The organism is Allosphingosinicella sp. (genome assembly GCF_036387615.1).
In the GTDB taxonomy this organism is placed as follows: domain Bacteria; phylum Pseudomonadota; class Alphaproteobacteria; order Sphingomonadales; family Sphingomonadaceae; genus Allosphingosinicella.
Map to the genome: position 1 here is coordinate 1 of NZ_DASVTH010000062.1, position 22494 is coordinate 22494.

General features: G+C 66.1%; 23 protein-coding genes. 11 read left to right on the plus strand and 12 right to left on the minus strand.

The window, feature by feature from the left end:
* On the plus strand, positions 1-225 hold a 225-nt coding region (locus VF631_RS13760), incomplete at its 5' end, for a hypothetical protein (RefSeq protein WP_431850892.1).
* A gap of 308 nt (positions 226-533) precedes the next feature.
* Positions 534-830, plus strand: coding sequence for a hypothetical protein (locus VF631_RS13765; RefSeq protein WP_431850893.1), 297 nt, complete (start codon positions 534-536; stop codon positions 828-830).
* Positions 831-841: 11 nt separating this feature from the next.
* Here the strand turns inward: VF631_RS13765 and VF631_RS13770 are convergent, their stop codons facing one another.
* Complete coding sequence (locus VF631_RS13770; protein WP_431850894.1) at positions 842-1468, minus strand: PilZ domain-containing protein; 627 nt, start codon at positions 1466-1468, stop codon at positions 842-844.
* 184 nt (positions 1469-1652) lie between these two features.
* Between VF631_RS13770 and VF631_RS13775 the strand changes: the two genes are divergently transcribed.
* Positions 1653-2969 (plus strand): methyltransferase family protein, encoded by a 1317-nt coding sequence (locus tag VF631_RS13775; protein ID WP_431850895.1) that lies wholly within the window; start codon positions 1653-1655, stop codon positions 2967-2969.
* Between the two features lie 91 nt (positions 2970-3060).
* Here the strand turns inward: VF631_RS13775 and VF631_RS13780 are convergent, their stop codons facing one another.
* The 4 genes from VF631_RS13780 to VF631_RS13795 all read right to left on the minus strand — a co-directional run bounded on the left by VF631_RS13780 (position 3061) and on the right by VF631_RS13795 (position 6545).
* On the minus strand, positions 3061-3333 hold the full coding sequence (locus VF631_RS13780; protein ID WP_431850952.1) for a GlsB/YeaQ/YmgE family stress response membrane protein: 273 nt from the start codon (positions 3331-3333) through the stop codon (positions 3061-3063).
* 157 nt (positions 3334-3490) lie between these two features.
* Positions 3491-4864: a glutamate--cysteine ligase gene (locus VF631_RS13785; protein WP_431850896.1), complete on the minus strand. Its 1374-nt coding sequence runs from the start codon at positions 4862-4864 to the stop codon at positions 3491-3493.
* A 44-nt stretch (positions 4865-4908) separates the two neighbouring features.
* The gene (locus tag VF631_RS13790; protein WP_431850897.1) at positions 4909-5676 is read right to left on the minus strand and encodes a 16S rRNA (uracil(1498)-N(3))-methyltransferase; all 768 of its coding nucleotides are present in this window, start codon (positions 5674-5676) and stop codon (positions 4909-4911) included.
* A gap of 20 nt (positions 5677-5696) precedes the next feature.
* Complete coding sequence (locus VF631_RS13795; RefSeq protein WP_431850898.1) at positions 5697-6545, minus strand: beta-1,6-N-acetylglucosaminyltransferase; 849 nt, start codon at positions 6543-6545, stop codon at positions 5697-5699.
* 60 nt (positions 6546-6605) lie between these two features.
* Between VF631_RS13795 and ubiA the strand changes: the two genes are divergently transcribed.
* Genes ubiA through VF631_RS13810 form a run of 3 tightly spaced genes read left to right on the plus strand, consistent with a single transcriptional unit; the run spans position 6606 to position 9654 of the window.
* Positions 6606-7514, plus strand: coding sequence for a 4-hydroxybenzoate octaprenyltransferase (gene ubiA, locus VF631_RS13800; protein WP_431850899.1), 909 nt, complete (start codon positions 6606-6608; stop codon positions 7512-7514).
* A gap of 39 nt (positions 7515-7553) precedes the next feature.
* On the plus strand, positions 7554-8900 hold the full coding sequence (locus tag VF631_RS13805; protein ID WP_431850900.1) for a TldD/PmbA family protein: 1347 nt from the start codon (positions 7554-7556) through the stop codon (positions 8898-8900).
* Positions 8893-9654, plus strand: coding sequence for a 3'(2'),5'-bisphosphate nucleotidase CysQ (locus VF631_RS13810; protein ID WP_431850901.1), 762 nt, complete (start codon positions 8893-8895; stop codon positions 9652-9654). Before VF631_RS13805 ends, VF631_RS13810 begins: the two co-directional genes overlap by 8 nt.
* Here the strand turns inward: VF631_RS13810 and VF631_RS13815 are convergent.
* From VF631_RS13815 to VF631_RS13825, 3 genes are read right to left on the minus strand one after another with little or no spacing between them, the layout of a single operon-like run.
* Positions 9651-10310, minus strand: a complete 660-nt coding sequence (locus VF631_RS13815; RefSeq protein WP_431850902.1) for a 2OG-Fe(II) oxygenase — start codon at positions 10308-10310, stop codon at positions 9651-9653. The two genes, VF631_RS13810 and VF631_RS13815, sit on opposite strands and share 4 nt — an antisense overlap.
* A 56-nt stretch (positions 10311-10366) precedes the next feature.
* Positions 10367-10801: a CoA-binding protein gene (locus tag VF631_RS13820; protein WP_431850903.1), complete on the minus strand. Its 435-nt coding sequence runs from the start codon at positions 10799-10801 to the stop codon at positions 10367-10369.
* Between the two features lie 24 nt (positions 10802-10825).
* Complete coding sequence (locus VF631_RS13825; protein WP_431850904.1) at positions 10826-11809, minus strand: P-loop NTPase; 984 nt, start codon at positions 11807-11809, stop codon at positions 10826-10828.
* A gap of 72 nt (positions 11810-11881) precedes the next feature.
* Here VF631_RS13825 and hflK point away from each other — a divergent pair, with 72 nt between their 5' ends.
* From hflK to VF631_RS13845, 4 genes are all read left to right on the plus strand, one after another.
* Positions 11882-12949, plus strand: coding sequence for an FtsH protease activity modulator HflK (hflK, locus tag VF631_RS13830; protein WP_431850905.1), 1068 nt, complete (start codon positions 11882-11884; stop codon positions 12947-12949).
* A complete protein-coding gene (gene hflC / locus VF631_RS13835; protein ID WP_431850906.1) occupies positions 12946-13809 on the plus strand; it encodes a protease modulator HflC in 864 nt (287 codons plus the stop codon). Before hflK ends, hflC begins: the two co-directional genes overlap by 4 nt.
* A 116-nt stretch (positions 13810-13925) precedes the next feature.
* Positions 13926-15491, plus strand: a complete 1566-nt coding sequence (locus VF631_RS13840; RefSeq protein ID WP_431850907.1) for a Do family serine endopeptidase — start codon at positions 13926-13928, stop codon at positions 15489-15491.
* A 122-nt stretch (positions 15492-15613) separates the two neighbouring features.
* Positions 15614-17173 carry a helicase HerA-like domain-containing protein gene (locus tag VF631_RS13845; RefSeq protein WP_431850908.1) on the plus strand — a complete coding sequence of 520 codons (1560 nt, stop codon included), beginning with the start codon at positions 15614-15616 and terminating at the stop codon, positions 17171-17173.
* A gap of 4 nt (positions 17174-17177) precedes the next feature.
* On the opposite strand, the gene VF631_RS13850 is transcribed toward VF631_RS13845, so the two are convergent.
* The 4 genes from VF631_RS13850 to VF631_RS13865 are packed head-to-tail and all read right to left on the minus strand — an operon-like array spanning position 17178 to position 20891.
* Positions 17178-17564 (minus strand): acyl-CoA thioesterase, encoded by a 387-nt coding sequence (locus VF631_RS13850; RefSeq protein WP_431850909.1) that lies wholly within the window; start codon positions 17562-17564, stop codon positions 17178-17180.
* Positions 17565-17580: 16 nt separating this feature from the next.
* Complete coding sequence (locus tag VF631_RS13855) at positions 17581-18612, minus strand: 2-dehydropantoate 2-reductase (protein WP_431850910.1); 1032 nt, start codon at positions 18610-18612, stop codon at positions 17581-17583.
* Between the two features lie 3 nt (positions 18613-18615).
* Positions 18616-19062 (minus strand): preQ(1) synthase, encoded by a 447-nt coding sequence (queF, locus tag VF631_RS13860; RefSeq protein WP_431850911.1) that lies wholly within the window; start codon positions 19060-19062, stop codon positions 18616-18618.
* A gap of 38 nt (positions 19063-19100) precedes the next feature.
* Positions 19101-20891 carry a GAF domain-containing protein gene (locus VF631_RS13865; protein ID WP_431850912.1) on the minus strand — a complete coding sequence of 597 codons (1791 nt, stop codon included), beginning with the start codon at positions 20889-20891 and terminating at the stop codon, positions 19101-19103.
* Between the two features lie 96 nt (positions 20892-20987).
* Between VF631_RS13865 and VF631_RS13870 the strand changes: the two genes are divergently transcribed.
* The gene (locus VF631_RS13870) at positions 20988-22493 is read left to right on the plus strand and encodes a S10 family peptidase (RefSeq protein WP_431850913.1); all 1506 of its coding nucleotides are present in this window, start codon (positions 20988-20990) and stop codon (positions 22491-22493) included.
* Position 22494: the final 1 nt, after the last annotated feature.

Consider the following 22494-nt stretch of genomic DNA (forward strand, 5'->3'; position numbering starts at 1 on the left):
GGTGCGGTCAGCGCTGCGTCGGAGGCTGATGATATCCTCTCTCTCAAGTTGTCGGTGAAAGATTGTGCCCGTTCCGCGAATCCTTCGAGCCACGAGTGCAAGGACGCTCGTGCAGTAGAGGCTAACCTCCAGACGCGTTACGCTTATTGCAAAATCGGCAATCGCCTCCATCGGGAGGACGCAAGCACGGGCGAATGCAAGCCCGACGAGCCGGTCGAACTCTGAGAGGCAGCCGCGCCGGTGTGAGCCGCGTGACATTTCACCCGGAACCTGGCGGGAATGAGCGTTGCAAGATGTGGGGAGGACGGCTCTCATAGAGGGCAAGTTGCCGCTGCTTGCAGCTACGAACCGGGCCAGCCAATTTGAGAAGGCTAGTGCTCTACCATTGAGCTATACCCGCTCGCCTCGGGCCAACTGCCACGAGCGGCCCGGCAGCGTCAACAGGCGGTGCGGTGGTTATCGGAACGTCACCAGGCATCGCTAACGAGTTGGTAACCATCTGCCGGCTAGCTGTTGGGCAGGAGGTCCACACCATGCCAATCGCCCAGCACAGCAATGCCTATATGTCGGTTTATCAAGTGGTCGAGGAGCTTTGCTCCGGCGACTGCCCTCCCGCCGGTCTGACAGGGGCCATGTTCTCGGCGATCGACGATCTGCGGCGGATGCAGGCTCCGCGAGCTGATGTGACCCTAGCCGAGCGGATCTCGGTCGCCATGCACAAGCTCGAATGGGCGATCCGCAGCGGCGACGCGGCGGTGCAGGAAGAGATTCGCGCCGAGCTGCAGGCGTTGGGATCGGACTGGCTGGATACGCCGATCTGCCGGCACTGAGCCGGCCCGACTCAGTCGGTCCGGAGCCAGCCCATCAGGTCCCGGAACGGGATCACCTGGTTGAACGAAATGCCGCACAGGCCGGCATGGTACCAGCGGGTGACGCCGTGAACCGACGGAAGCTTCTCAAGCGTCAGGACGACATCTTCTCCGGCGTCGATTGGCTGATCGGTCTCCAGCTTGACACCGCCCTGACTGATGTCGCGGATGCTGACACCGTAAACGCGCGCGCCTATTCGCAGGGTTGCGAGGCGGTCCACCTCCACGCGGGGTAGGCGTGGCCGCCATCCGTCTTCCAGGCCGGAATGGCTGGCGAGGATCTCCTCGACATCGATCGGAACGTCGAAACTGATTCCGACATTCGATCCCTCGATCCAGGTGACCCGCCCCCCGATACGCTGATTGGTCTTGAGTTCGACGGCGACCGCGTCCCCCACTGCCAGATTTGAGTAGATGTGGGCCATCAGGCCGCCGGCGGAGATGTTGCGGATGAGGCAGAGCTCGCGTCGGCCGCCGGTGAACAGCGTGCCGACCCGCAGGATCGTCATGTGCCGCTGGGCCTGTCTTCGCTCCGGCGGACGCGGGGTCTCGCTCGAAAAGGAGAAAGTCGTCTCCTCCAAGGCCTGCTCCAAACCCACCTCGTATCTCCCCTGCCCAGCGGGATCGACAGGTGTCGGTTCCGCTCCCGGCAAAAGCTTAGAACAAGAGAGGTTTAAGAAGCGCTTACCTCACGCACGGGCGGCTACTGCATCCCGATGCGGGACCGCGAGCGGGACCACGCTCTTCACACTGTATTGACCAACTTCCATTATTCCTGCCGCCATGAACGCCGAGACGAAGATCGAAGCGCTGCTTCGCGCCGATCCGCGCCCCCGCTCCGCCGTGAGTCATGGGGTTGGGATTGCCGGGCTGATCGGCCTCGGAGCCTGGGTAGCGGCCGCGCGCAGCTTCGGAATGGAGGGGCCGCTCGCCGCGCTGTGCGCCTTGCTGGCCTGCGGCGTGCCGATGGTGCTCTGGTCGCTGCTGGTCGACAAGGTGCACCGCAATCCGAGCACGGGCATCGACTGGGCGCTGCGGAGGCCGTGGCGCGAGACGGTTGATTTCAGTCTCGCCAAGATCACCGGCCTGTGGGCGATCTGGAGCGCGATCGCCTGCCTCTACTGCATCGGTCGCTGGTATTGGGACGGAAATTATCTGTTCGCGATGCAGGTGCTCGGGCTGGGCGCCTTGCCGCTGCTACTGATCTCGATCCCGTACGTGCTGTGGTTGGACCGCCGGCTCAGGGAGCCGCGCGATGGGGCTTGGCATCTCGGGCGGCTGATCATCGGGCGTCGCGACGGAGTGGACCGGGAGATCGTCTATGATTTCCTGCGCTCATGGGCGGTGAAGGGTTTCTTCCTCGCCTTCATGCTCTCGATCGTGCCGGGCAATTGGGCGGACGTGATCCGCGCGCCCGCCGAGGACGTCACCGCCAATCCCGTACGGCTCACCATCTGGTTGATCGCGATCATGTTCATGATCGATGTGAGCTTCGCGACGGTCGGTTACATGCTGACCTGCAAGCCGCTCGACGCGCACATCCGCTCGGCCAATCCCTATGCGGCGGGCTGGACGGCGGCTTTGATCTGCTACCCGCCGTTCATCATGATGAATTCGGGCGGGCCGCTCGACTACCATCAGGGCACGGCCGGATCGGACGCCTGGATCTACTGGCTCGAAGCCTATCCGCTCGGCACGGCCGTGATGGGCCTTGCCCTGGTGATGCTGACGGCGATCTACGCCTGGGCGACGGTCGCGTTCGGCATCCGTTTCTCGAACCTCACCCATCGCGGCATTCTGACTCACGGCCCTTATGCCTGGACCAAGCATCCGGCCTATGTGTCCAAGAACCTGTTCTGGTGGCTGGCGACCATGCCGTTCCTGGCGACCACGGGCAGTTTGGTCGACATGATACGCAACACGGTCGTGCTGGGGATCGTCACCGGCGTTTATTATTGGCGGGCGCGGACGGAGGAGCGGCACCTCAGCGCCGATCCGGCTTACCGAGAATATGTCGAGTGGATGGACCGCAACGGCCCGCTCCCGCGGCTGATCGGAAAGCTGAGGCGCAGGAGCCCGGAGGCGCTTCCGGCCGAGTAAGTCGCGCCGATGGCCAGCCGCGGCATTCTGAAAACAAAGAAGCTCCGGCTTTTCGGGCCGGAGCTTCTCGGAAGAGGAAGAATTCAAAGCGTTAGCGCACTCTGCCCCGACGGAAAAGGTTCACGATCGCGAGCAGGATAATCGCGCCCACAAGCGCGACGAGAAGGGTCGTCAGGCTAAACGGCGCGTCGAGGATCGTGCCCCGTGTCAATCCCAGCGCCTGAGCCAGGAAACTGCCGAGCAGCGAGCCGACGATGCCAACCACGACATTGAGAAAAATGCCCTGCTGAGCATCGGTGCGCATGACGATACTGGCCAGCCAGCCGATGATGCCGCCAATCACAAGCGCAATGATTAAGTTAATCATTCGCGTCCCTCCTGTTCCATCTAAACGAAACCGAGCGCTTTGCATCGGTCTGCGGGAGAGACGCCTCAGCCGAGAGGTTGTTCCTTCCCCTCAACGATCTTTCGCCGGGCCGGCCAGCCCAGCGGCAGGTTGCTGAGCGCGGATTGAAGCAGGGCTAGAAGCTCATTTCGTCGTAAATCGGGTCAACCTTGCCTTTCCAATCCCCGTGGTAGCGATCGAGCAGGATCTGGGCGGGAGACGCGCCGCGGGCGACAATCTCTCGCAGGGTATCGAGGAACCCGCTCTCATTGTCGCCGGCGGCGTTGTGAGCGGCGCGGGCGTTTAGGCCCGCTTCCGCGATGTCGAGGATGCGTTCGCCGAGCTGCTTGAGGGTTTCGCCGCCCGGGACAGCGGCGTCCAATGCGAGGCGGGGCACCGTATCGCGCAAGCTTTGGCGCTCCTCCAGCGTCCAATGCTTCACTTCGTCCCAAGCGGCGTCCAGCGCCGTCTGATCGTAGAGCAAGCCGACCCAAAGCGCGGGGAGGGCACAGATCCGGCTCCAACGCCCGCCGTCAGCGCCGCGCATCTCAAGGAAGCTCTTGAGTCTGACTTCAGGAAAGGCGGTGGACAGGTGGTCGTTCCAATCCGACAGGAGCGGCTTCTCCCCTGGCAGCGCGGAAAGCTCGCCGCGGAGAAAATCGCGAAAGGAATGGCCGGCAACATCGATATAGCGGCCGTCGCGAAACACGAAGTACATCGGCACGTCGAGCGCGTAGTCGATGTAGCGCTCGTATCCGAAACCATCCTCGAACACGAATGGGAGCATTCCCGTGCGGGCAGGGTCGGTGTCCGACCAGATATGGCTGCGATAGGACAGGAACCCGTTGGGCTTGCCCTCCGTGAAGGGCGAGCTGGCGAACAGGGCGGTCGCGAGCGGCTGGAGCGCGAGGCCGACGCGGAACTTCTGCGCCATGTCGGCTTCGGAGGCGTAGTCGAGGTTCACCTGGATCGTGCAGGTGCGCAGCATCATGTCCAGCCCGAGAGTGCCGACGCGCGGCATGTGGCGCAGCATGATCTCGTAGCGGCCCTTGGGCATGATCGGCAGGTCTTCGCGCCTTTTGTCCGGCCACATTCCGAGGCCGAGGAAGCCAAGGCCGAGGCGGTCGCCCACAGTCTTCACCTGGTCGAGATGGCGACCGGCCTCCGCGCAGGTCTGGTGAAGATGCTCGAGCGGGGCGCCAGAGAGCTCGAGCTGGCCGGCGGGCTCTAGGCTGACGGTTCCGTCAGGGCCGGAGAGCGCAATGACCTTTCCCCCTTCTTCCACAGGCCTCCAGCCGAATTCCGTAAGGCCGAGGAGGAGATCGCGGATGCCGCCGGGTTCATCATAGCTGGGCGCGCGGTGATCGGACACGCGATAGACGAATTTCTCATGCTCCGTCCCGATCCGCCAGTCCGCCTTGGGCTTCTCGCCTTTGACGAAAGGGCGAAGCAGGTCCTCGCGGCTCTCGATCGTGGGATCCAAGCGGTCGCTGTCGGTTCGGGTTGTCATCGCCGCGCGCCATAGCGGGGCGGCAGGGGCCCTGCCAGCCGGTTTCAATCGGCTACGGAGCTTCGCGGAGCGTCGCCCCAATCGCCCGCCGCCGCCATCCAGAGCGCGACTGCGGCGAGGGCCGCCGTTTCGGCGCGCAGGATGCGCGGCCCAAGCGAGATCGCGCGGGCGGCAGGGTGGGCGCGGATCGCAGCGCGCTCCTCGTTGGTGAAACCGCCTTCCGGGCCGATCAGGATCCCGGCCGGCCCGGGCGCCGCTTGCTCGAGCAGAGGCCGTCCGCCGGTCTCGTCCGCGAACAGGAGGGTGCGCTCGGCGGGCCAGGCGGCGAGAAGATCCTGGAGCATCACGGCGTCGGCGAGCTCCGGCAACGCGGTGCGCTCGCACTGTTCGGCGGCCTCAACCATGTGGGCGAGCAGGCGTTCGTCCTTGACCCGGTCGACGACGGTCCGGCGGGTGACGACGGGGAGCAGCCGCGCGACGCCGAGCTCGGTCGCCTTTTCAACGAGCATGTCGATGCGTCCGCGCTTCAAGGGCGCGAACAGGAGCCACAGGTCGGGAACGGGTTCGCGTGGGCGCAGGTGCTCGGTAATGCTGAGAGTCACACGGCGCTTGCCGGCATCGACGATTTCGGCGAGCCACTCGCCGGTGCGATCGTCGAACAGCTTGACTCGATCGCCCGGGCCGAGCCGCATCACGTTGGCGAGGTAATTGGCCTGATTGCCCTCCAGCTTCAGCGTTGTGGCCGCGGCCAGCGGCTCGGGTACGAACAGGCGTGGCAGGCTGGCCGGCGGCCATGCGGGAGTGGCGGGCATCCGCCCCGCTTAGCCGAGCCTCAAAGCTTCAGGAAGAACGGGTCTACGTTGCGGTCGACTTTGCGAGCGAACCAGGCATCCGAGGCGCGCATGGCGGGCTCGTCGGCCTCGCGGAGAAGCTCCGGGTTCGATGTGCCCGGCTTCCAGCGGATGAAGCGGCGATTCTCCGCCATTCGAGCAGCGAACGGCGAGTAGGCCATGACTGTGTGGATGACGTGCTCGTCGCCGCACAGCGTGTGGCGGACACGGCCGGTGTCGATCAGCGACCCGATCCGCGGAACGGCATAGTCGAGGGCTTGCTTGGGAAGCGACCACCAGGCCGACCCCTTCTTCCAGGACGGGCCGAGCGGGCAAGTTCGGGGTCCGCGCAGGCGCGTGTAGAGGCGGGCTGCGCGCCGGAGGTTCATGTCGAGATGATAGCGATAGGCCGTCGGGTGTGGGTTGGGGCCGAGTATGCGGTCATGGAAATGATAATCGTCCATGCGCTCAGTGAGGTCAGGAGTTTCAAAGCTGACGTAGCTCACGTCGGGATCGATGCCCGCGATCATTGCCGCTTTGCTTGCCACCGGCCAGTCCTGGCCGCTGATCAGGTGGGCACAGTCCACGGGAAGTTTGGTCGCGGCCTTCTTGAGCAGCCACTCGGCCTCCACCTGGCTGTGATGGCCCCACAGGCAGCGAACGCGCGGGGTAAGCGAGACCGCGCCGCCGAAGCGGTTGGCAAAGCCTTGCAACTCCTCGTCCGACACGGGACTACCGCGGTCATAGTGGATGACTACGCGGTCCTCGGAATCGTCGCGCAGCAGGCGCGTGACGAGCGCGCCGAGTTGGTCCATGTCGCGGTGGGCGAGGATGAGATAGGCCATTCGCATGGAAGCTGCGCCTAGCGCGCAAAGGTTGCGATTGGCCTTAAGCGAGCCGAAACAGAGCGGGTGGACGTGCAAGATATCGTTCCGGACAGCGAGCGGCGGGGGCTGATCGGCGTCCTGCCGCGGGCCGTCCGGCCTTATGCGTCGCTGATGCGGCTCGACCGGCCGATCGGGGCGTGGCTGCTCTTCTGGCCATGCGCCTGGAGCGTGGCGCTCGCGGGCGTCGGGCCGGGCGGGGCCGAGCTGATCCTGTGGTTCGGATTGGGCGCGTTCGCAATGCGGAGCGCGGGTTGTGTCTACAACGACATCGTCGACCGCGATCTCGACGCACGAGTGGAGCGGACCAGGCTGCGGCCGCTCGCCAGCGGGCGCGTGTCGGTCCGGTCCGCGTGCGTCCTGCTGGCTACGTTGTGCCTGATCGGGTTGGCAGTGCTGCTTCAGCTCCAGCGATCGGCCCAGCTGATAGCCTTGGGGAGTCTCGTACTCGTCGCCGGCTATCCGTTCATGAAGCGGATCACCTGGTGGCCGCAGGCGTGGCTGGGCCTGGTCTTCTCCTGGGGCGCGCTGGTCGGGTGGCCGGCGGTGACGCGGGAGCTGGACTTGGCGGCCCTGCTGCTGTGGTCCGGTTCGGTCTGCTGGGTGATCGGCTACGATACGATCTACGCCCTCCAGGATCGCGAGGACGACGCGCTGGCCGGCATCCGCTCCTCCGCGCTGAGACTGGGAAGCCGGGTCGGGCCGGGCGTGGCCTTGTTCTACGCGGGGGCGTTGCTGCTATGGGCCGCGGCGATCTGGCGAGTGCGACCCGACCTGCTCGGCCTCCTCGCCTTGCTGCCGGTCGCGCTGCACCTCCTCTGGCAAGTCGCGACGTTGCGACCGGACGACGGCGCGGACGCGCTCGCCAAGTTCCGCTCCAACCGTTTCGCCGGCCTGCTCATGTTCCTCGCCTGCCTGGTGGTGGGAACGAGCTGACGCTTGGCACCGGGCCCGTGCCCCCCTAAGCGCTGCGCAATGTTAAGCGTGAAAGACGCGGAGGCGCGCTGCGCCGCGCTGATCGAAGCGGCCCGGACAGCCGGAGCGGACGCCGCTGATGCCATATATATCGGCGATGGCTCGACCAGCGTGCAGGTGCGGCTCGGCGCGCTGGAGGACGTCGAGCGCTCGGAAGGGGAGGAGATCGGACTGCGCCTGTTCGTCGGCCGGCGCTCGGCCAGCGTGTCCTCGTCCGACCTGTCGCGCGAGGCGCTGCTCGCGCTGGTGGAAAGGGCGGCTGCGATGGCGCGCGAAGCGCCGGAGGACCCCTATTCGGGCCTCGCGCCCGAGGATCGGCTGCTGCGCGACACCGGGCCCGACGTCGCCGGCGATGACGGCGCCGACCCGCTCCCGACCGAGCTCAAGGCTCGCGCGCTCGCGATCGAGGAGATCGCGCGCGGCTTTCCCGGCATCACCAATTCGGAAGGCGCGGGCGTCAGCGCCGGACGCTCGGTGATCGCGCTTGCGACCAGCCACGGCTTTTGCCGCGGCTACACGACCAGCGGCTATTCGGGCTCGGTCAGCGTCATCGCGGGCGCGGGCAGCGGCATGCAACGCGATTATGCCAGTCACAGCGTGCGCCACTATGCGGACCTGGACGAGCCCGAACCCCTGGGCCGGCTCGCCGCCGAACGCGCGCTGGCGAGGATGAACCCAGCCAAGCTGGCGAGCGGCACCATGCCGGTCGTCTTCGATCCCCGGGTCGGTGCGAGCCTGGTCGGGCATCTTCTCAGCGCAATCACCGGGGCCGCGATCGCCCGCAAGACGAGCTTCCTGCTTGGCCGCGAGGACGAGCCGATCTTCGGGCAGGGGATCACGATCAGGGACGACCCGCACCGGCCGCGAGGACTTCGCTCCAAGCCGTTCGACGCGGAAGGAGTGGCGACTTCGCCCCGTGACCTGGTCAGGGAAGGGCGGCTGACCGGCTGGCTGATGGATAGCGCCTCGGCCCGGCAGCTCGGCCTCGAGCCGACCGGGCATGCGACCCGGGGGATCGGCGGCTCACCAAGCGCCGGTGCCACCAACGTCGATCTTGCGGCGGGCGCGGTCAGCCGCGCCGAACTGATCGGCGATATCAAGCACGGGCTGTTCGTCACCGAGCTGATCGGGCAGGGGGTGAACCCCGTCACCGGCGACTATAGCCGTGGCGCGTCCGGCTTCATCATCATGGATGGCGAGATCACCGAACCGGTTGCCGAGATCACCATCGCGAGCAATCTGCTCGACATGTTCCGCACGCTGGCGGCGGCCGATGATCTGGAGCATCGCCGGGCGGTGAACGTTCCCACCTTGCGCGTGGAAGGAATGACCGTCGCCGGTGCTTGAGCAAGTTTCGAAGATTACCGCCGAGGCCGGGCGGATCGCGCTTGATCGCTCGGGCGGCGCATTCCGCCGATGGGAAAAGGTGCCGGGGCACCCGGTCTGCGACATCGACCTGGAAGTGGATTCATTCCTGCGCGAGCGTCTGTCGGCGCTGGAACCGGAGGCCGGCTGGCTGTCGGAGGAAACACTGGACGCCTCCGACCGGATCGAGCGGCGTCGGGTGTGGGTGGTCGATCCGATCGACGGCACGCGCGACTATCTTCGCGGCCGCCCCGGCTGGTGCGTTTCCGTCGCGCTGGTTGAGGATCGCGTGCCGGTGCTCGGCGTGCTCGACGCTCCAGCGCGAGGCGAACACTGGACGGCGGAGCGCGACCAAGGCGCCTGGCGCAACAGCCGGCGCCTGGCCGTGAGCGAACGGACGCGCTTCGCCGGCTCGCGTGTGCCCGCCGACGCGCTGCCCAGAGCGGATCGCGACCTCATCGCGGTAGCCAAGCCCAATTCGATCGCGCTGCGGATCGCAATGGTCGCAGCGGGGGAAGCCGACCTGGTTGCGACCCTGCGGTGGGGCTTCGAATGGGACATCGCCGCCGCCGCCCTGATCGCCAGCGAAGCCGGAGCGACGGTGGCCGGCGTCCTTGGCCAGCCGCTCGCCTTCAACACGGCTTTGGGCGAGGCGTTCGGGGTGCTGGTGTCGACGCCGGGCATCCACGCAGAAGCGGCAGAGCGGCTCAGGGAGAGGGCGCTGGCGGTCGTCTAGCCGTTCGGGCGATCACGACATAGCCAGCAATTCACCGCGAAGCGACTATCCTGGAAAAAGCCGGACGAGCAGCTGACGGGGAGCACCTGATGCCTGGCCCAGGATGGAAACACGACGAGACTGTTCTGCTCTGGCGGAACGTCCATCCAGTCTCCAGGCTCTTCCGCGGCTCCGGCGCCAAAACGGAACAGCCGCAACTCGCCACCGGTGAAGCCCTTCGGCTCGGCATGGAAATAATAGACCCCGCTCAGCAGGCGATCGAAGCCTGCGAAGCGTGCGCCGTGATCACGATGGTCTGTTCCGATCGGGATGTCCGTATGCGCGGCGAAGTGAGCACCGTCTCCATAAGCCACCATCTCGAGTTCGTACTGGGCGATTGCGAACGGGCGAGTGCCCGTTTTGCGGAAAATATCGGGTGCATGCGCGGCAAGCTCGCGCTCCAGGACTGATCGCAGCGGCCCAAGGTCGCGCAGGCTGCGGGACAAGCGCCTTCCAGGATCGACTTCATTCCCGAACAGGCGAGAGGCTTTGAAACTGGACTCCCTGGACAGAGCCCAATCGAGCATCGCCGCGTGATCGGCGGGGCTGAGGAACTGCTTGTGAATGGCGACCGGCGGAAGCGGCCCCTTCGTCGCGCCTGCCTGTTCCGCCGCCATGGCGGCCCAGTGACGGAGCGGCCAGGCTGCGTCAAGCGAGGGTGGATTGCGGCTCGCTAAGTTTCGCCGACGGGTGCGATGTTCAGCCGCCGGATGTCGATCTTCGGGCAGCGATCCATGACGACCTTGAGGCCGGCCGCTTCGGCGCGCGCCGCTGCCTCCTCGTTCACCACGCCGATCTGCATCCAAACGGATTTGGCGCCGGCGGCGATCGCCTGATCCACCGCTTCCGCTGCCGCTCCTGACCTGCGGAAGATGTCGACCATGTCGATCGGCTCGCCGATCTGGGAAAGATCGCGCCAGACATATTCGCCGTGCACATGCTGGCCCGTGATCTGCGGATTGACCGGCAGGACCCGGTAGCCGTGCTGCTGGAGAAAGCGCATCACATCGTAGGAAGGACGTCCGGGACGGTCGGACGCGCCGATGAGCGCGATGGTGCGGGTGGAACGAAGGAGATCGGCAATCTCCCCATCGGTGGTGAGCGGCATCTGGAGCCTCCTGCCGTGACTAACCTAAGCGCGATCGAGCTGTTCCAGCAGCCGCTTTGCGAGTGAGTGGAATATGTCCGCCTCTTCACCTGTTCCCGCTGCGGGCGGAGCGCCGGCGTCGGAGGCGCGGCGGATCGAGAGGGTGAGCGGGACCCTGCCAAGGAAGGGGATCGACATGACCTTGGCTGCGGCTTCGGCGCCACCCATCCCGAACGGGTCCGATTCCTCGCCGCAATGCGGGCAAATGTAGCCTGCCATGTTCTCGATGAGGCCGAGCAGAGGCACGTCCATCTTGCGGAACAGGTCGATCGCACGGGTCGCATCGATGAGGGCCAGGTCCTGCGGCGTCGAGACGATCACCGCGCCGGCCGGCTTCCACTTCTGGATCAGCGAAAGCTGGATGTCGCCGGTGCCGGGGGGCAGATCCACGACGAGCAGCTCGGTGTCGCCCCAATCGCCCTCGATCAGCTGACCGAGCGCGCTCGCCGCCATTGGCCCGCGCCAGGCGAGCGCTGCTCCGGCGTCCACCAACTGGCCGAGCGAGAGGAGCTTCACGCCCCAGGACTCACCCGGCACGATCTGCTTGTCGGCCAGTTCGGGGCGATCCTCGTTGCCCATAATGCGCGGCTGCGAAGGCCCGTAGATGTCCGCATCCACCAAGCCGACCTTCTTGCCCGCGCGGGCAAGCGCAACCGCGAGATTGGCGGCGATCGTGGATTTTCCAACCCCGCCCTTGCCACTGCCGACCGCTATGATCCGACGCTCGACCTTTTCCGCGGTCATCGCGATGCGGACGTCGCTGACGCCCGGCACGCCGACCATGGCGGCCCTGATGCGGCGTTCGAGCGCTGCGCGAGCCTCGGCGCCGAGCCCCGTCACGTCGAGCACCAGGCTCGCGACTCCGTCGTTGAACCGCGGCGCCTGAACCCGGCCCTTTCCGACGATGTCCCCCTCGCCCTGCGGATCGGGAATGCGCGCCAGCGCGGCGGTGATGCTTTCTACGTTCATCGCGCGAGGGGATAGTTAATCACGGCCTGCGCGCCACTGTTTTTCGCGAGCCAGCCTCCCTATAAAGGTTCCATGATCAAGTTATTCGGGTGGGGCGCGCGCCTCGGCGCCGTGTTGAACGAGAATAAGGGCGGCCCCTGGGGAACCGGCGGCTCTGGCGGCGGCAGCGGCCCTCGCACTCCATGGGGACAGACGCCGCGCCGCCCGCGTGCGGGCGGCCCCGGCAACATCACGTCGCTCGATGAATTCCTGCAACGGAGCCGCGACCGCTTCGGCGGACATTTTCCGCAGCAGAACGGGCGGCCTTACTGGCTTTATGGGCTCGGCGTCGCGCTCGTTCTCTGGCTTCTGTTCACCAGCATCCACCGCATCGGCCCGCAGGAAAATGGCGTGGTCACCCGGTTCGGCAGCTACGTCACGACGTTGCAGCCGGGCATCAGCTTCACCCTGCCCTCGCCAATCGATCGGGTGCAGAAGGTCGACGTTCAGGAAATCCGTACCGTCGACATCGGCGCGAGCGGGGCCGGTGGGGAGAATCGCCTGCTGACCGGCGATCAGAACATCATCGACCTGGCATATTCCGTGCGCTGGAAGATCAAGGAGCCGGAGCGCTACCTGTTCCAGATCAACAAGCCCGACGAGACCATTCACGACGTCGCCGAAAGCGCGATGCGCGCGGTCGTCGCCGGCGTCACTCTGGACGAGGCGATCGGCGCCGGTCGCAGCGAGATCGAGCAGCGCGTCCAGCTGGTGATGCAAGGCCTGCTCGACGAATATCGCGCGGGCGTCGAAATCCAGGGCATCGCGATCAAGCAATCCGATCCGCCCGCCGCGGTGACCGAAGCGTTCAAGGACGTGTCGGCTGCGCAGCAGGAAGCGCAATCCTACCTCAATCAGGCCCGGGCCTATGCGCTGCAGATCACTGCCAATGCGCAGGGTGAAGCCGCGTCTTTCGACAAGGTTTACGAGCAATACCGGCTCGCGCCCGAAGTCACCCGGAGACGTATGTATTACGAGACCATGGAGCGCGTGTTGAGCAAGGTCGACAAGACCGTCGTCGAAGGTGGCTCAGGCGTGACGCCCTATCTGGCATTGCCGGAACTGCAGCGCCGGCCTCCCGCCGCCGGAGCAGCGCAATGAATGCGCGCCTGACCAGGAACCCGATCGCCCTTACCATCGCGGCGGTACTTCTGCTGATCCTGCTTGCCAGCACGCTGGCGGTGGTGCCGGAAACCAAGCAGGCGGTGATCGTCCGCTTTGGCGAGGTCAACCGGATCATCAATCCGTACCGCGTCGGCGTTCCGTTCGGCGAGACCGGAGCCGGCATCATCGCCCGTATCCCGTTCGTCGAGGAAATCCACTGGATCGACAAGCGCATCCTGTCGGTGGAGATGGACGATCAGCAGGTGCTCTCGACCGATCAGCTGCGGCTCGAGGTCGACGCGTTCGCGCGTTACCGGATCACCGATCCACTGCGCATGTACATCTCCGCCCGGACCGAGCAGCGCGTCAGCGATCAGCTCCGCCCGATCCTGGGCTCCGCGCTTCGCAACGAGCTTGGCCGGCGCCCGTTCGCGTCGCTGCTCAGCCCGGAGCGCGGGCAGCTGATGGACAATATCCAGACCGCGCTCAATCGCGTCGCGCGACAGTATGGCGCCGAGATCGTCGACGTTCGCATCAACCGCGCCGACCTTCCCGAAGGCACGCCGCTCGAATCCGCCTACCAGCGGATGCAGACGGCGCGCCAGCAGGAGGCCCGCTCCATCCGCGCCCAGGGCGGCAAGCAGGCCCAGATCATCAGGGCGGAAGCCGACGCAGAAGCGGCCAGCATCTATGCCGAGGCGTTCGGCAAGGACCCGGACTTTTATGATTTCTACCGCGCGATGCAGAGCTACGAGAAGACTTTCCTGGGCGACGGATCGGCCGGCGAGAAGGGACGTTCCAGCATAATCCTCTCGCCGGAAAATCAGTATCTGAAGGAATTTCAGGGGAGGCGCTGACAATAGGGCCAAGTGGCTTGCGCCATTCAAATCCCGTTCAGCCACTCAGCATAGCTTAGGGCAAGTATTTCGCCCGTCCGGGCCGCCCGGCCGGGCCCTTTAGGAGGACAGCAATCGTGCGTTACGTTTATGGGCTTACCGCCGCCCTCCTGCTGGGCGGAAGCGCCGCGACGCTCGCGACGTCGGTCGGCGCGCAGACCGCGCAGAACGAGCCGGGCGCGATCCAGGGCGCGACACCGCGCCCGGGCGCGCCGATGAGCTTCGCGGACCTGGCTACCCGGCTTCAGCCGGCGGTGGTCAACATCTCGACCAAGCAAAGCATCCAGGTGAACCGGAACCCAACGCTGCCGCCGGGCTTCGAGGAATTCTTCCGCCGCTTCGGCGGGCGCACGCCGCAGGGCGGGCAGGGCGACGGCGACGGCACCACCACCCAGCGCGGCGGCTCGCTCGGTTCCGGCTTCATTATCTCGCCGGACGGTTATGTCGTTACCAACAACCATGTGATTTCACCGGCCCGCAACGGCGCTACGGTTGAAACGATCACCGTCATCATGGCCGATCGCAAGGAATATGAAGCGCGCCTGATCGGCCGCGACGAGGCGTCCGACCTCGCTCTTCTGAAGATCAATGCCACCAACCTGCCTTATGTCCGCTTCGGCGATTCGACCCGCACCCGGGTCGGCGACTGGGTGGTGGCGATCGGCAACCCGTTCGGGCTGGGCGGCACCGTCACAGCGGGGATCGTCTCGGCGCTGCACCGCTCTATCCAGGGCGCGGGCGCGTATGATCGCTACATCCAGACCGACGCGTCGATCAACACCGGCAATTCGGGCGGCCCGATGTTCGACATCAACGGCAACGTGATCGGCATCAACACCGCCCTGATCTCGCCCACCGGCGGCAATGTCGGCATCGGCTTCGCGATTCCTGCCGAGCAGGCCTCACCGGTGATCGACGCGCTGCGTCGCGGCCAGCGTCCTCAGCGCGGCTATATCGGGGTGAGCCTGCAGCCACTCGACGAGGATGTCGCCTCCGCGCTCGGCATTCCGAAGGACCGGGGCGAGCTGATCCGCGGAGTGACCCCGGGCGGAGCCGCGGCGCGCGCGGGCATCCAGCAGGGCGACGTGATCGTCAGCGTCGGCGGCCGTGCGGTCAATCCGGACGAATCGCTCGCCTATATCGTCTCGCGCCAGCCGATCGGCTCGCGCGTGCCGATCGAGCTCATCCGCAACGGTCGACGCCAGACCACCACCGTCGTCGTGGCGCAGCGCCCGACCGAGGAAGAACTGGCCCGTCTGAACGGCATCCCGGATGAGGAGGAAACACAGCTGCGCGATCAGCCGACCGAGCAGCAGTCCACGGGCCAGCGCTCGGCGCGGGCGAGCCTTGGTGTGACGGTGCAGACCCTCACGCCGGAAATTGCCCGCTCGCTGCGGATCACCGACACCGGAACACGGGGCGTTGTGGTCGCATCGGTCGATCCCAGCAGCGACGCCGCGGCGAAGGGACTCCAGACCGGCGACGTCATCATTTCGGTCAATCAACGCCCGACGCGGACGCCCGAAGAGGCCGCCGCCGCCGTCGAGGCGGTGCGCAGGGAAGGGAAGAGTACCGCGCTGTTGCTGGTCCGGCGCGGTAACGCCCCGCCGCTCTACTTGGGAGTCGGCATCCGCCGCGGGTAAACCGCGAAATATTTCGAGTGATTGTGTGCCGCTCCGGTCTCATGCCGGGGCGGCACTTCGTTTGCGCGGGCTTTCGACCCTCGTTATCGCCGGGCAACCTCAAGCCAAGGCGGGAACGAGCATTGGACCTTTCTAAGCATATCCTGATCGGAGGCAGTAGCGACGGTGGGCCGCAGCGGCTGATCCTGAGCCGGGCCAATCGCCACGGCCTGATCGCGGGCGCGACTGGGACCGGCAAGACGGTGACCCTGCAAGGCCTGGCGGAGGATTTCTCCGCGGCGGGCGTGCCGGTCTTCGTGGCCGATGTGAAGGGCGATCTGGCCGGCATGGCGATGGCCGGGTCGCCGACCCACCCCGCCCACGAAGCGCTGACCCGCCGCGCGGCCGAGCTCGGAATCGCCAACTACGCTTATGCCGACAATCCGGTGGTGTTCTGGGATCTGTTCGGCGCCAAGGGTCACCCGGTCCGCACCACCGTTTCCGAAATGGGTCCGCTGCTGCTCGCTCGGCTTCTCGGGCTCAACGAGACCCAGGAAGGCGTGCTCAGCATTGCCTTCCGCGTCGCCGACGAGGAGGGCTTGCTGCTGCTGAACCTGGAGGACCTCCAGGCTTTGCTGGTGCAAGTCGCCCAGCGGGCAAGTGAACTCACGACCCGGTACGGGAATGTCACCAAGCCCAGCGTGGGCGCGATCCAGCGGCAGCTGCTGCAGCTTGAATCGCAGGGCGGCGATCGCTTCTTCGGAGAGCCGGCGCTGGAGATCGCCGACCTGATCAACAGCGATGAGCAGGGCAGGGGGATCATCAACATCCTCGCCGCCGAGACGCTGATGGCGAGCCCTAAGCTTTACGCCACCTTCCTGCTCTGGCTGCTGTCGGAGCTGTTCGAGGAGCTTCCCGAGGTCGGCGACCTGGCCAAGCCCAAGCTCGTCTTCTTTTTCGACGAGGCGCACCTGCTGTTCGAGGACGCGCCGCCGGCGTTGATCGACAAGGTGGAGCAGGTCGTGCGGCTGATCCGATCCAAGGGCGTCGGCATCTATTTCGTCACGCAGAACCCGATCGATATTCCGGAGGAGGTTGCGGGCCAACTCGGCAACCGCGTCCAGCATGCGCTGCGGGCATTCACGCCGCGCGACCAGAAGGCGATCAAGGCGGCGGCGGAGACGTTCCGGGTCAATCCCCGGCTCGACGTCGCGACCGCCATCACAGAGTTGAAGGTGGGCGAAGCTTTGGTCTCCGTGCTGGGCGAAGACGGCGCGCCGACCCCGGTCGAGCGGACCGCCATCAAGCCGCCGCGATCGCGCTTGGGCCCGCTTACGGAGCGCGAACGTGCCGTCATCCAGACGCTCTCGCCGGTGGCGGGCAAATATGACGAGACCGTCGATCGGGAGAGCGCGGCGGAGATACTCCAGGCCCGAGGCGAAGAGGCCGCCGCCGCAGCGGCAGCTGCCAAGGTCCAGGTTGCCGAAGCAAAGGCGGAAGTCGAACGCGCGAAGATCGAGGCCCGGGAACGCGCGGCTGCCGTGAAGGAAGAGGCGAGGCTGGCCCGTGAGCGCCGGGCCAATCCGCCGCTCGCGGAAGACCTGATGCACCAGGTCGGCCGCGCGGTGCAGCGTCAGGTGGCAAACAAGGTCGCGGGCAAGATCGTTCGCGGCCTTCTCGGGGGCTTATTCCGAGGTAGGTGACGCCTCAGCGGTTGAAGTGCGCGGCGATGTCGTGGGCTATCCGCGATGGCCTCAGTGTGGTGGCGTCAAGACAGCACCAGCTGGACTTCACTTCGGCGAGCACTTCCTCGCCGCGCTTGATCAGCGTTTCATAAAAGGCGCGGGCGCCATGCACCTTCTCCAGCACGACCTGCGCGATCACCTCGTCGTCGAGGAAGGCGGGTTTGCGGTAGGTGATCTCGTGCTTGAGCGCGACCCAGAGGTGCTTGGCCACGGCCTCGGCCGGCGCCAGCTTCTCCCAATGGCTGACAACCGCCGCCTGCACCCACTTTAAATAGGCCGCATTGTTGACATGACCCATGAAGTCGATGTCGGCCGGGTCGATCCCGATCCTGAAGCAATGTGCGGACATGACGCTCACATTAGTGTCAATAGCCGAAGATTGCGACTCCCCTGTGACCCTCCATCACATATTTGCGCAGCTGATCCGGGCTCCAAAGCTGCTCGACGCCGGCCTCGCGCTGCTTGATCAGATTGACGATCGTGCGATTGACCGGGGCATTACGGCCGAGCCGCTCGGCGAGCCGGACGACTTCCCCGTTCAGGTAATCGACCTCGGTGGTTCGGCCCGCGGCGAGGTCGTCGGCCATCGAGGACCGGGCCTGCGGATCGATCTTCTGGACCCGCAGCAGCAGATTCTTGAAGATGAAGTCGGGCGCGGCGATGGCGTGGGGCAGGAGCTTGGGCGAAAGCGGACCGACCTGAGCCGGCTCGATTCCGGCGGCGGCGAGTAGATCGAGCGTCTCGACCATCGAGGCTGCGACGACGCGGCGATAGTCGCGCTTGCTCAGCTGATCGAGCAAAGTCTCGCCGGAGAGGGCATTGACCGCGTTGTTGAGGTTGATGAGGAGCTTGCCCCAGGCGAGCCCGACCATATCGTCGGCCAGCCTGAGGCGCGCGGGGCCGCTCTTCGCCCGGGCCGCGATCGCCTCCGTGGCCTGACTGCGCCCGGCCGCGAGTTCGCCCGAAGTGCCTTTGTGCCATCTGCCATCGCCAAGATGGGCGATGTTGAACGGCACCATACCCTGGATGATTTCCAGGCTTGGCAGCGCAGCGCTGAGGCGCTCGACATTGTCGATTCCGTTCTGGAAGCTGATTACGACCGGCTTGCGCTTGGCGTGGGCGGAGATCTGGCGGGCGGCGGCTTCGGTGTCGCTGCTCTTCACGCACAGCGCGATCACGTCCGCCTTGGCGAGAGCGGCCGGTTTGGTCGAGAAATCGACAAGGTCGTGCGCGAGCCGGACGCGCCAGCCCTCATGATCGCTGAGCATCAGGCCATGCCGGGCCACTTCGTCGCGCACCCGCTCGCGCCCGATGAACGAGACGCTTAGCCCAGCGGCCTGCCAGGCCCCGCCGATGAAGCAGCCGACCGAGCCTGCACCGAGAATGACGACGTGCAAGGCTTAGCCCCGCCCGCGATAGCCGGGGACGTCCTGCGCGGGCAGCCAGAGCGCCGCCGGCGGCTCCCCGGACTGCCAGAAGACATCGATCGGGATGCCCCCGCGCGGATACCAGTAGCCGCCGATCCGGAGCCACAGCGGCTTCATCTCGGCGAACAGCCGCTCGGCGATGCCGACCGTGCAATCCTCGTGAAAAGCGGCATGGTTGCGAAAAGCGCCGAGGAACAGTTTCAAAGACTTGGATTCCACGATCGTCTCGGCCGGCGCGTAATCGATCACCAGATGCGCGAAATCGGGCTGTCCGGTGACGGGGCAGAGCGATGTAAATTCGGGGGCAGTGAAGCGGACGAGGTAGGGACGGCCCGGGCGGGGGTTCGCCACATAATCGAGCACGGCATCCTCTGGCGTGGTCGGAAGCTTGCTGGCCTGGCCGAGATGTTTGGGAGTCATGGCGCGGCTCTAGCGGCGCGCCCCCCGCATGTCAGCGGTCAAGCGACAGCCGCCAACTCCTTCCTGACAAGATCGGCCACATCCTTGAGCAGCGCGATTTCCCGGTCGGAGGGAATGCGCGGCCGGGTGTCGAGCACGCACAAGGTCCCGACGCACAGGCCATCGGCCAGGAACAGCGGCGCTCCGGCGTAGAAACGGATACGCGGCCCTTCGGTCACCAGCGGATTGTCGGCAAAGCGGCTGTCCACCAGAGCGTCGGGGACGATCATCACGTCGGCGCTCTTGAGCGCATGCGCGCAGAAGGAGACGTCGCGCGAAGTCTCACATTGTTCGATCCCGACGCAGGATTTGAACCATTGCCGGCTCTCGTCGACAAGGGTGACCAGCGACACGGGCGCATCGAACAAGGCCGCCGCTATCCGCGTGAAGCGATCGAACCGCTCTTCGGGCGCGGTATCCAGCAGTTTGAGCCCGCGTAGCGCGGTAAGCCGCTCGGCCTCGCGCTCGTCAATGCCGGCCCGCTCCCAACGGCAGTGGCCGCGCAGCAGCCAGGTGCGGATCCGGGTGCGCGCATATTCGGGCGAGAAGGGGGCCTGGACCCAGTCGGTGGTCTCGTCGAGAGCTTGTCTGTCCGGCGCCGCTCGGCGGCCGACGATCACCATCGGGATTTCGTCGGAGCAGCCGTTGGCGAGAGTGCGAAGCTCCCGCGACAAGGCTGAGCCGCCCATTCCGGGCAGGGCATCGTCCATGATCACGAGCGCCGGCCGCTCGGCGACGAACAAGCGCCTCGCGCTGTCGTCGCTGGACGCTCGGATCAGCTCGATCGGATCGTCACCGACAGCCGTCTGGACCCGCTCGACCAGACCCGCATCGGCCGTGACCAGCAGGATCAGGTGGCGATCATCCTCATCCGGCGATCGGTTCGCGCTCTCCGAGCCAGACTCGACCGGAAGCACTGCTTCGGCAGGCCCATCGAATTCAAGGGTCAGCCCCTCGGCCGCGCCGAACACTTCCATGTCGCTGTCGCCCAGGCGGCTGCGGGCCTGCTCGATCAGAATGTCGAGCGCGTCATCCGACCGGAACGGATCGTGATGGGTCAGAGCAAGCCGCTTTACGCCGACGGGGGCGCAGACCTTCGCCGCATATTCGTGCGTACTGTGACCCCAGCCGATCTTCTGGGGATATTCGGCCGCCGTATATTGAGCGTCGTGGATCACGAGATCGGCGTCGCGCATGAATTCGGCGTGGAGCAGGTCCTGCCCGTCGATCGAACCCTCGCCTGCCGCGAGCGCGCGGGCATGCGGCTCGTGGTCCGACGCATAGACGACAGCCGCTCCATCCGCTTCGATCCGGTAGGCCAGGGTCAGCGCCGGATGATTGAGATAGCGCGTGCGGACAGTGACGTCGCCGATCCGGAAGCTCCCTTCGCCGAGGTTGTGATAGCGGATGTCGGCCGCGAATGCGTCGGGGGTGACCGGGAAGTAGGTGTATTCCATCTGCCCGGCGAGCGTTTCGCGCAGGGATTCCCCAAACCCCTGGGGCGCGTAGAAGTCCCAGCGGCTGCCGGGCTGGAACAAGGGCGCGAAGAATGGAATGCCCTGGATATGATCCCAATGGGTGTGGCTGATCAGCATGTGCCCATGCAGCGACCCGGTCGCCTCCTGAAGTAGCTTGCGGCCGAGGTCGTGCGCGCCGGTGCCGCAGTCCAGGATCAGCAAGGTACCCGCCTTGGTGACGATCTGGACGCAGGCGGTGTTGCCGCCATAGCGCAGCGTGTCCGGCCCGGGCTTCGCCAGAGATCCGCGCGTTCCCCAGAACCGCACCTGCATGCCGCGCCTCCCCCAAGACGATAGTCCGCGACGCGCTTTTCCGTTCGCGTCCGCCGTGCAATAGCCGAGCCTACCAGCTTCGGGGATTGATCGTCCATGCAAATGCTCGCGCGTCTGTTCTGCTTCGGCGCCGCCTTTCTCACCGCTCCCCTGGCCGCGCAGCCGCCGGCGCCCGGGCCGACGCAGCCCAAGGAAGCCGCGCCGCCGAGCCGGGAGCCGAACCGCTCCGTCACGCGCCACAGCGGCACGTTCGGCGGGCAGCGGGTCGCCTACACGGCGATCGCGGGCGAGACCTTCCTTCGCGCCGAGGATGGCACGCCGCGCGCGGCGATCTTCTCGACCACTTATCTCAAGGAGCCGCGCGACCCGAATCGGCCGATCACGTTCCTGTTCAATGGCGGACCCGGCTCGGGCTCGGTCTGGCTGCACATGGGCGCGTTCGGGCCGAAGCGGGTCGCGATCCCCTCCGACGCGCGCGACGACAGCGGACCGCCTTACCCGATCGAGGACAATCCGGACGCTTTGCTGGACGTCACCGACCTCGTTTTCATCGATCCGGTCGGCACCGGCTTTTCCCACGCGCTCGGCAAGACCGAGTCCAAGGAATTCTGGGGCGTAACCAAGGACGCCGAGTCGGTCGCGCAGTTTATCCGGCTGTGGCTGAACGAGCATGGCCGCTGGAATTCGCCCAAATATCTGGGGGGCGAGAGCTATGGCACCACCCGCACCGCCGCGGTCGTGAACCAGCTGGAGGGCGCCTATAACGACGTGGCGCTGAACGGCCTGATCCTGATCTCGACCGTGCTCGACTTCGCGGCCGGTGCCGACACGCCGGGCAATGAGCTCAGCCCGATGCTGAACCTGCCGTCGATGGCCGTAACCGCGCTCTTCCACGGCAAGGCGCAGGCGGCCTCGCCCGAAGCCTTTGCCGAGGAAGCGCGCCAATTTGCGCTCGGCCCCTATGCCACAGCCTTGTTGAAGGGGCAGCGGCTGGGCCGCGAGGACCGCGCGCGTATCCGCCGCGAGCTGGCGCGCTTCACGGGCCTTTCCGAGACCTATCTCGAGCAAGCCAATCTGCGGGTGGAGCCGGCCCGCTTCTACAAGGAACTGCTGCGCGACCGCGGCCTTACCGTCGGGCGCCTGGACAGCCGCTATACGGGACGCGACTACGACGCGGCCGGCGAGACGCCGGACAACGACCCCAGCTTCTACGGCATCGATGCGGGCTATACGGCTGCGATCAACGCGCATCTGCGTGGGCCGCTCGGCTTCAAGTCGGACCGGAGCTATGTGACAATCGGCAACGTGCAGCCGTGGGACTGGCAATTGCCGGGCGGGCGCGATGCCAACGCCTATCTCAATCTCACGCCCTATATCGGCAAGGCGATGCGAGAGAATAGCGGCCTGCGCGTGTTCGTCGGCCAGGGTTACTACGACTTCGCGACCCCCTTCTTCGCCGCCGAATATGCGCTGACCCGCACCGGCGTGCCGCAGGAGCGGGTCGAGTATAAATATTACGGCTCCGGCCACATGATGTACGTCCGCGACGACGACCGCACCGCGCTCAGCCGCGACGTGCGCGCATTCATCAGGGGACGGTGAT

Excerpts from the sequence above, each read along its gene's own strand:
- VF631_RS13765 (WP_431850893.1), top strand. The coding sequence starts at position 534 with ATGCCAATCGCCCAGCACAGCAATGCCTATATGTCGGTTTATCAAGTG.
- VF631_RS13775 (WP_431850895.1), top strand. The coding sequence starts at position 1,653 with ATGAACGCCGAGACGAAGATCGAAGCGCTGCTTCGCGCCGATCCGCGC.
- VF631_RS13785 (WP_431850896.1), bottom strand. The coding sequence starts at position 4,864 with ATGACAACCCGAACCGACAGCGACCGCTTGGATCCCACGATCGAGAGC.
- VF631_RS13790 (WP_431850897.1), bottom strand. The coding sequence starts at position 5,676 with ATGCCCGCCACTCCCGCATGGCCGCCGGCCAGCCTGCCACGCCTGTTC.
- VF631_RS13795 (WP_431850898.1), bottom strand. The coding sequence starts at position 6,545 with ATGCGAATGGCCTATCTCATCCTCGCCCACCGCGACATGGACCAACTC.
- VF631_RS13805 (WP_431850900.1), top strand. The coding sequence starts at position 7,554 with ATGTTAAGCGTGAAAGACGCGGAGGCGCGCTGCGCCGCGCTGATCGAA.
- VF631_RS13815 (WP_431850902.1), bottom strand. The coding sequence starts at position 10,310 with ATGGCGGCGGAACAGGCAGGCGCGACGAAGGGGCCGCTTCCGCCGGTC.
- VF631_RS13820 (WP_431850903.1), bottom strand. The coding sequence starts at position 10,801 with ATGCCGCTCACCACCGATGGGGAGATTGCCGATCTCCTTCGTTCCACC.
- VF631_RS13825 (WP_431850904.1), bottom strand. The coding sequence starts at position 11,809 with ATGAACGTAGAAAGCATCACCGCCGCGCTGGCGCGCATTCCCGATCCG.
- hflK (WP_431850905.1), top strand. The coding sequence starts at position 11,882 with ATGATCAAGTTATTCGGGTGGGGCGCGCGCCTCGGCGCCGTGTTGAAC.
- hflC (WP_431850906.1), top strand. The coding sequence starts at position 12,946 with ATGAATGCGCGCCTGACCAGGAACCCGATCGCCCTTACCATCGCGGCG.
- VF631_RS13850 (WP_431850909.1), bottom strand. The coding sequence starts at position 17,564 with ATGTCCGCACATTGCTTCAGGATCGGGATCGACCCGGCCGACATCGAC.
- queF (WP_431850911.1), bottom strand. The coding sequence starts at position 19,062 with ATGACTCCCAAACATCTCGGCCAGGCCAGCAAGCTTCCGACCACGCCA.
- VF631_RS13865 (WP_431850912.1), bottom strand. The coding sequence starts at position 20,891 with ATGCAGGTGCGGTTCTGGGGAACGCGCGGATCTCTGGCGAAGCCCGGG.
- VF631_RS13870 (WP_431850913.1), top strand. The coding sequence starts at position 20,988 with ATGCAAATGCTCGCGCGTCTGTTCTGCTTCGGCGCCGCCTTTCTCACC.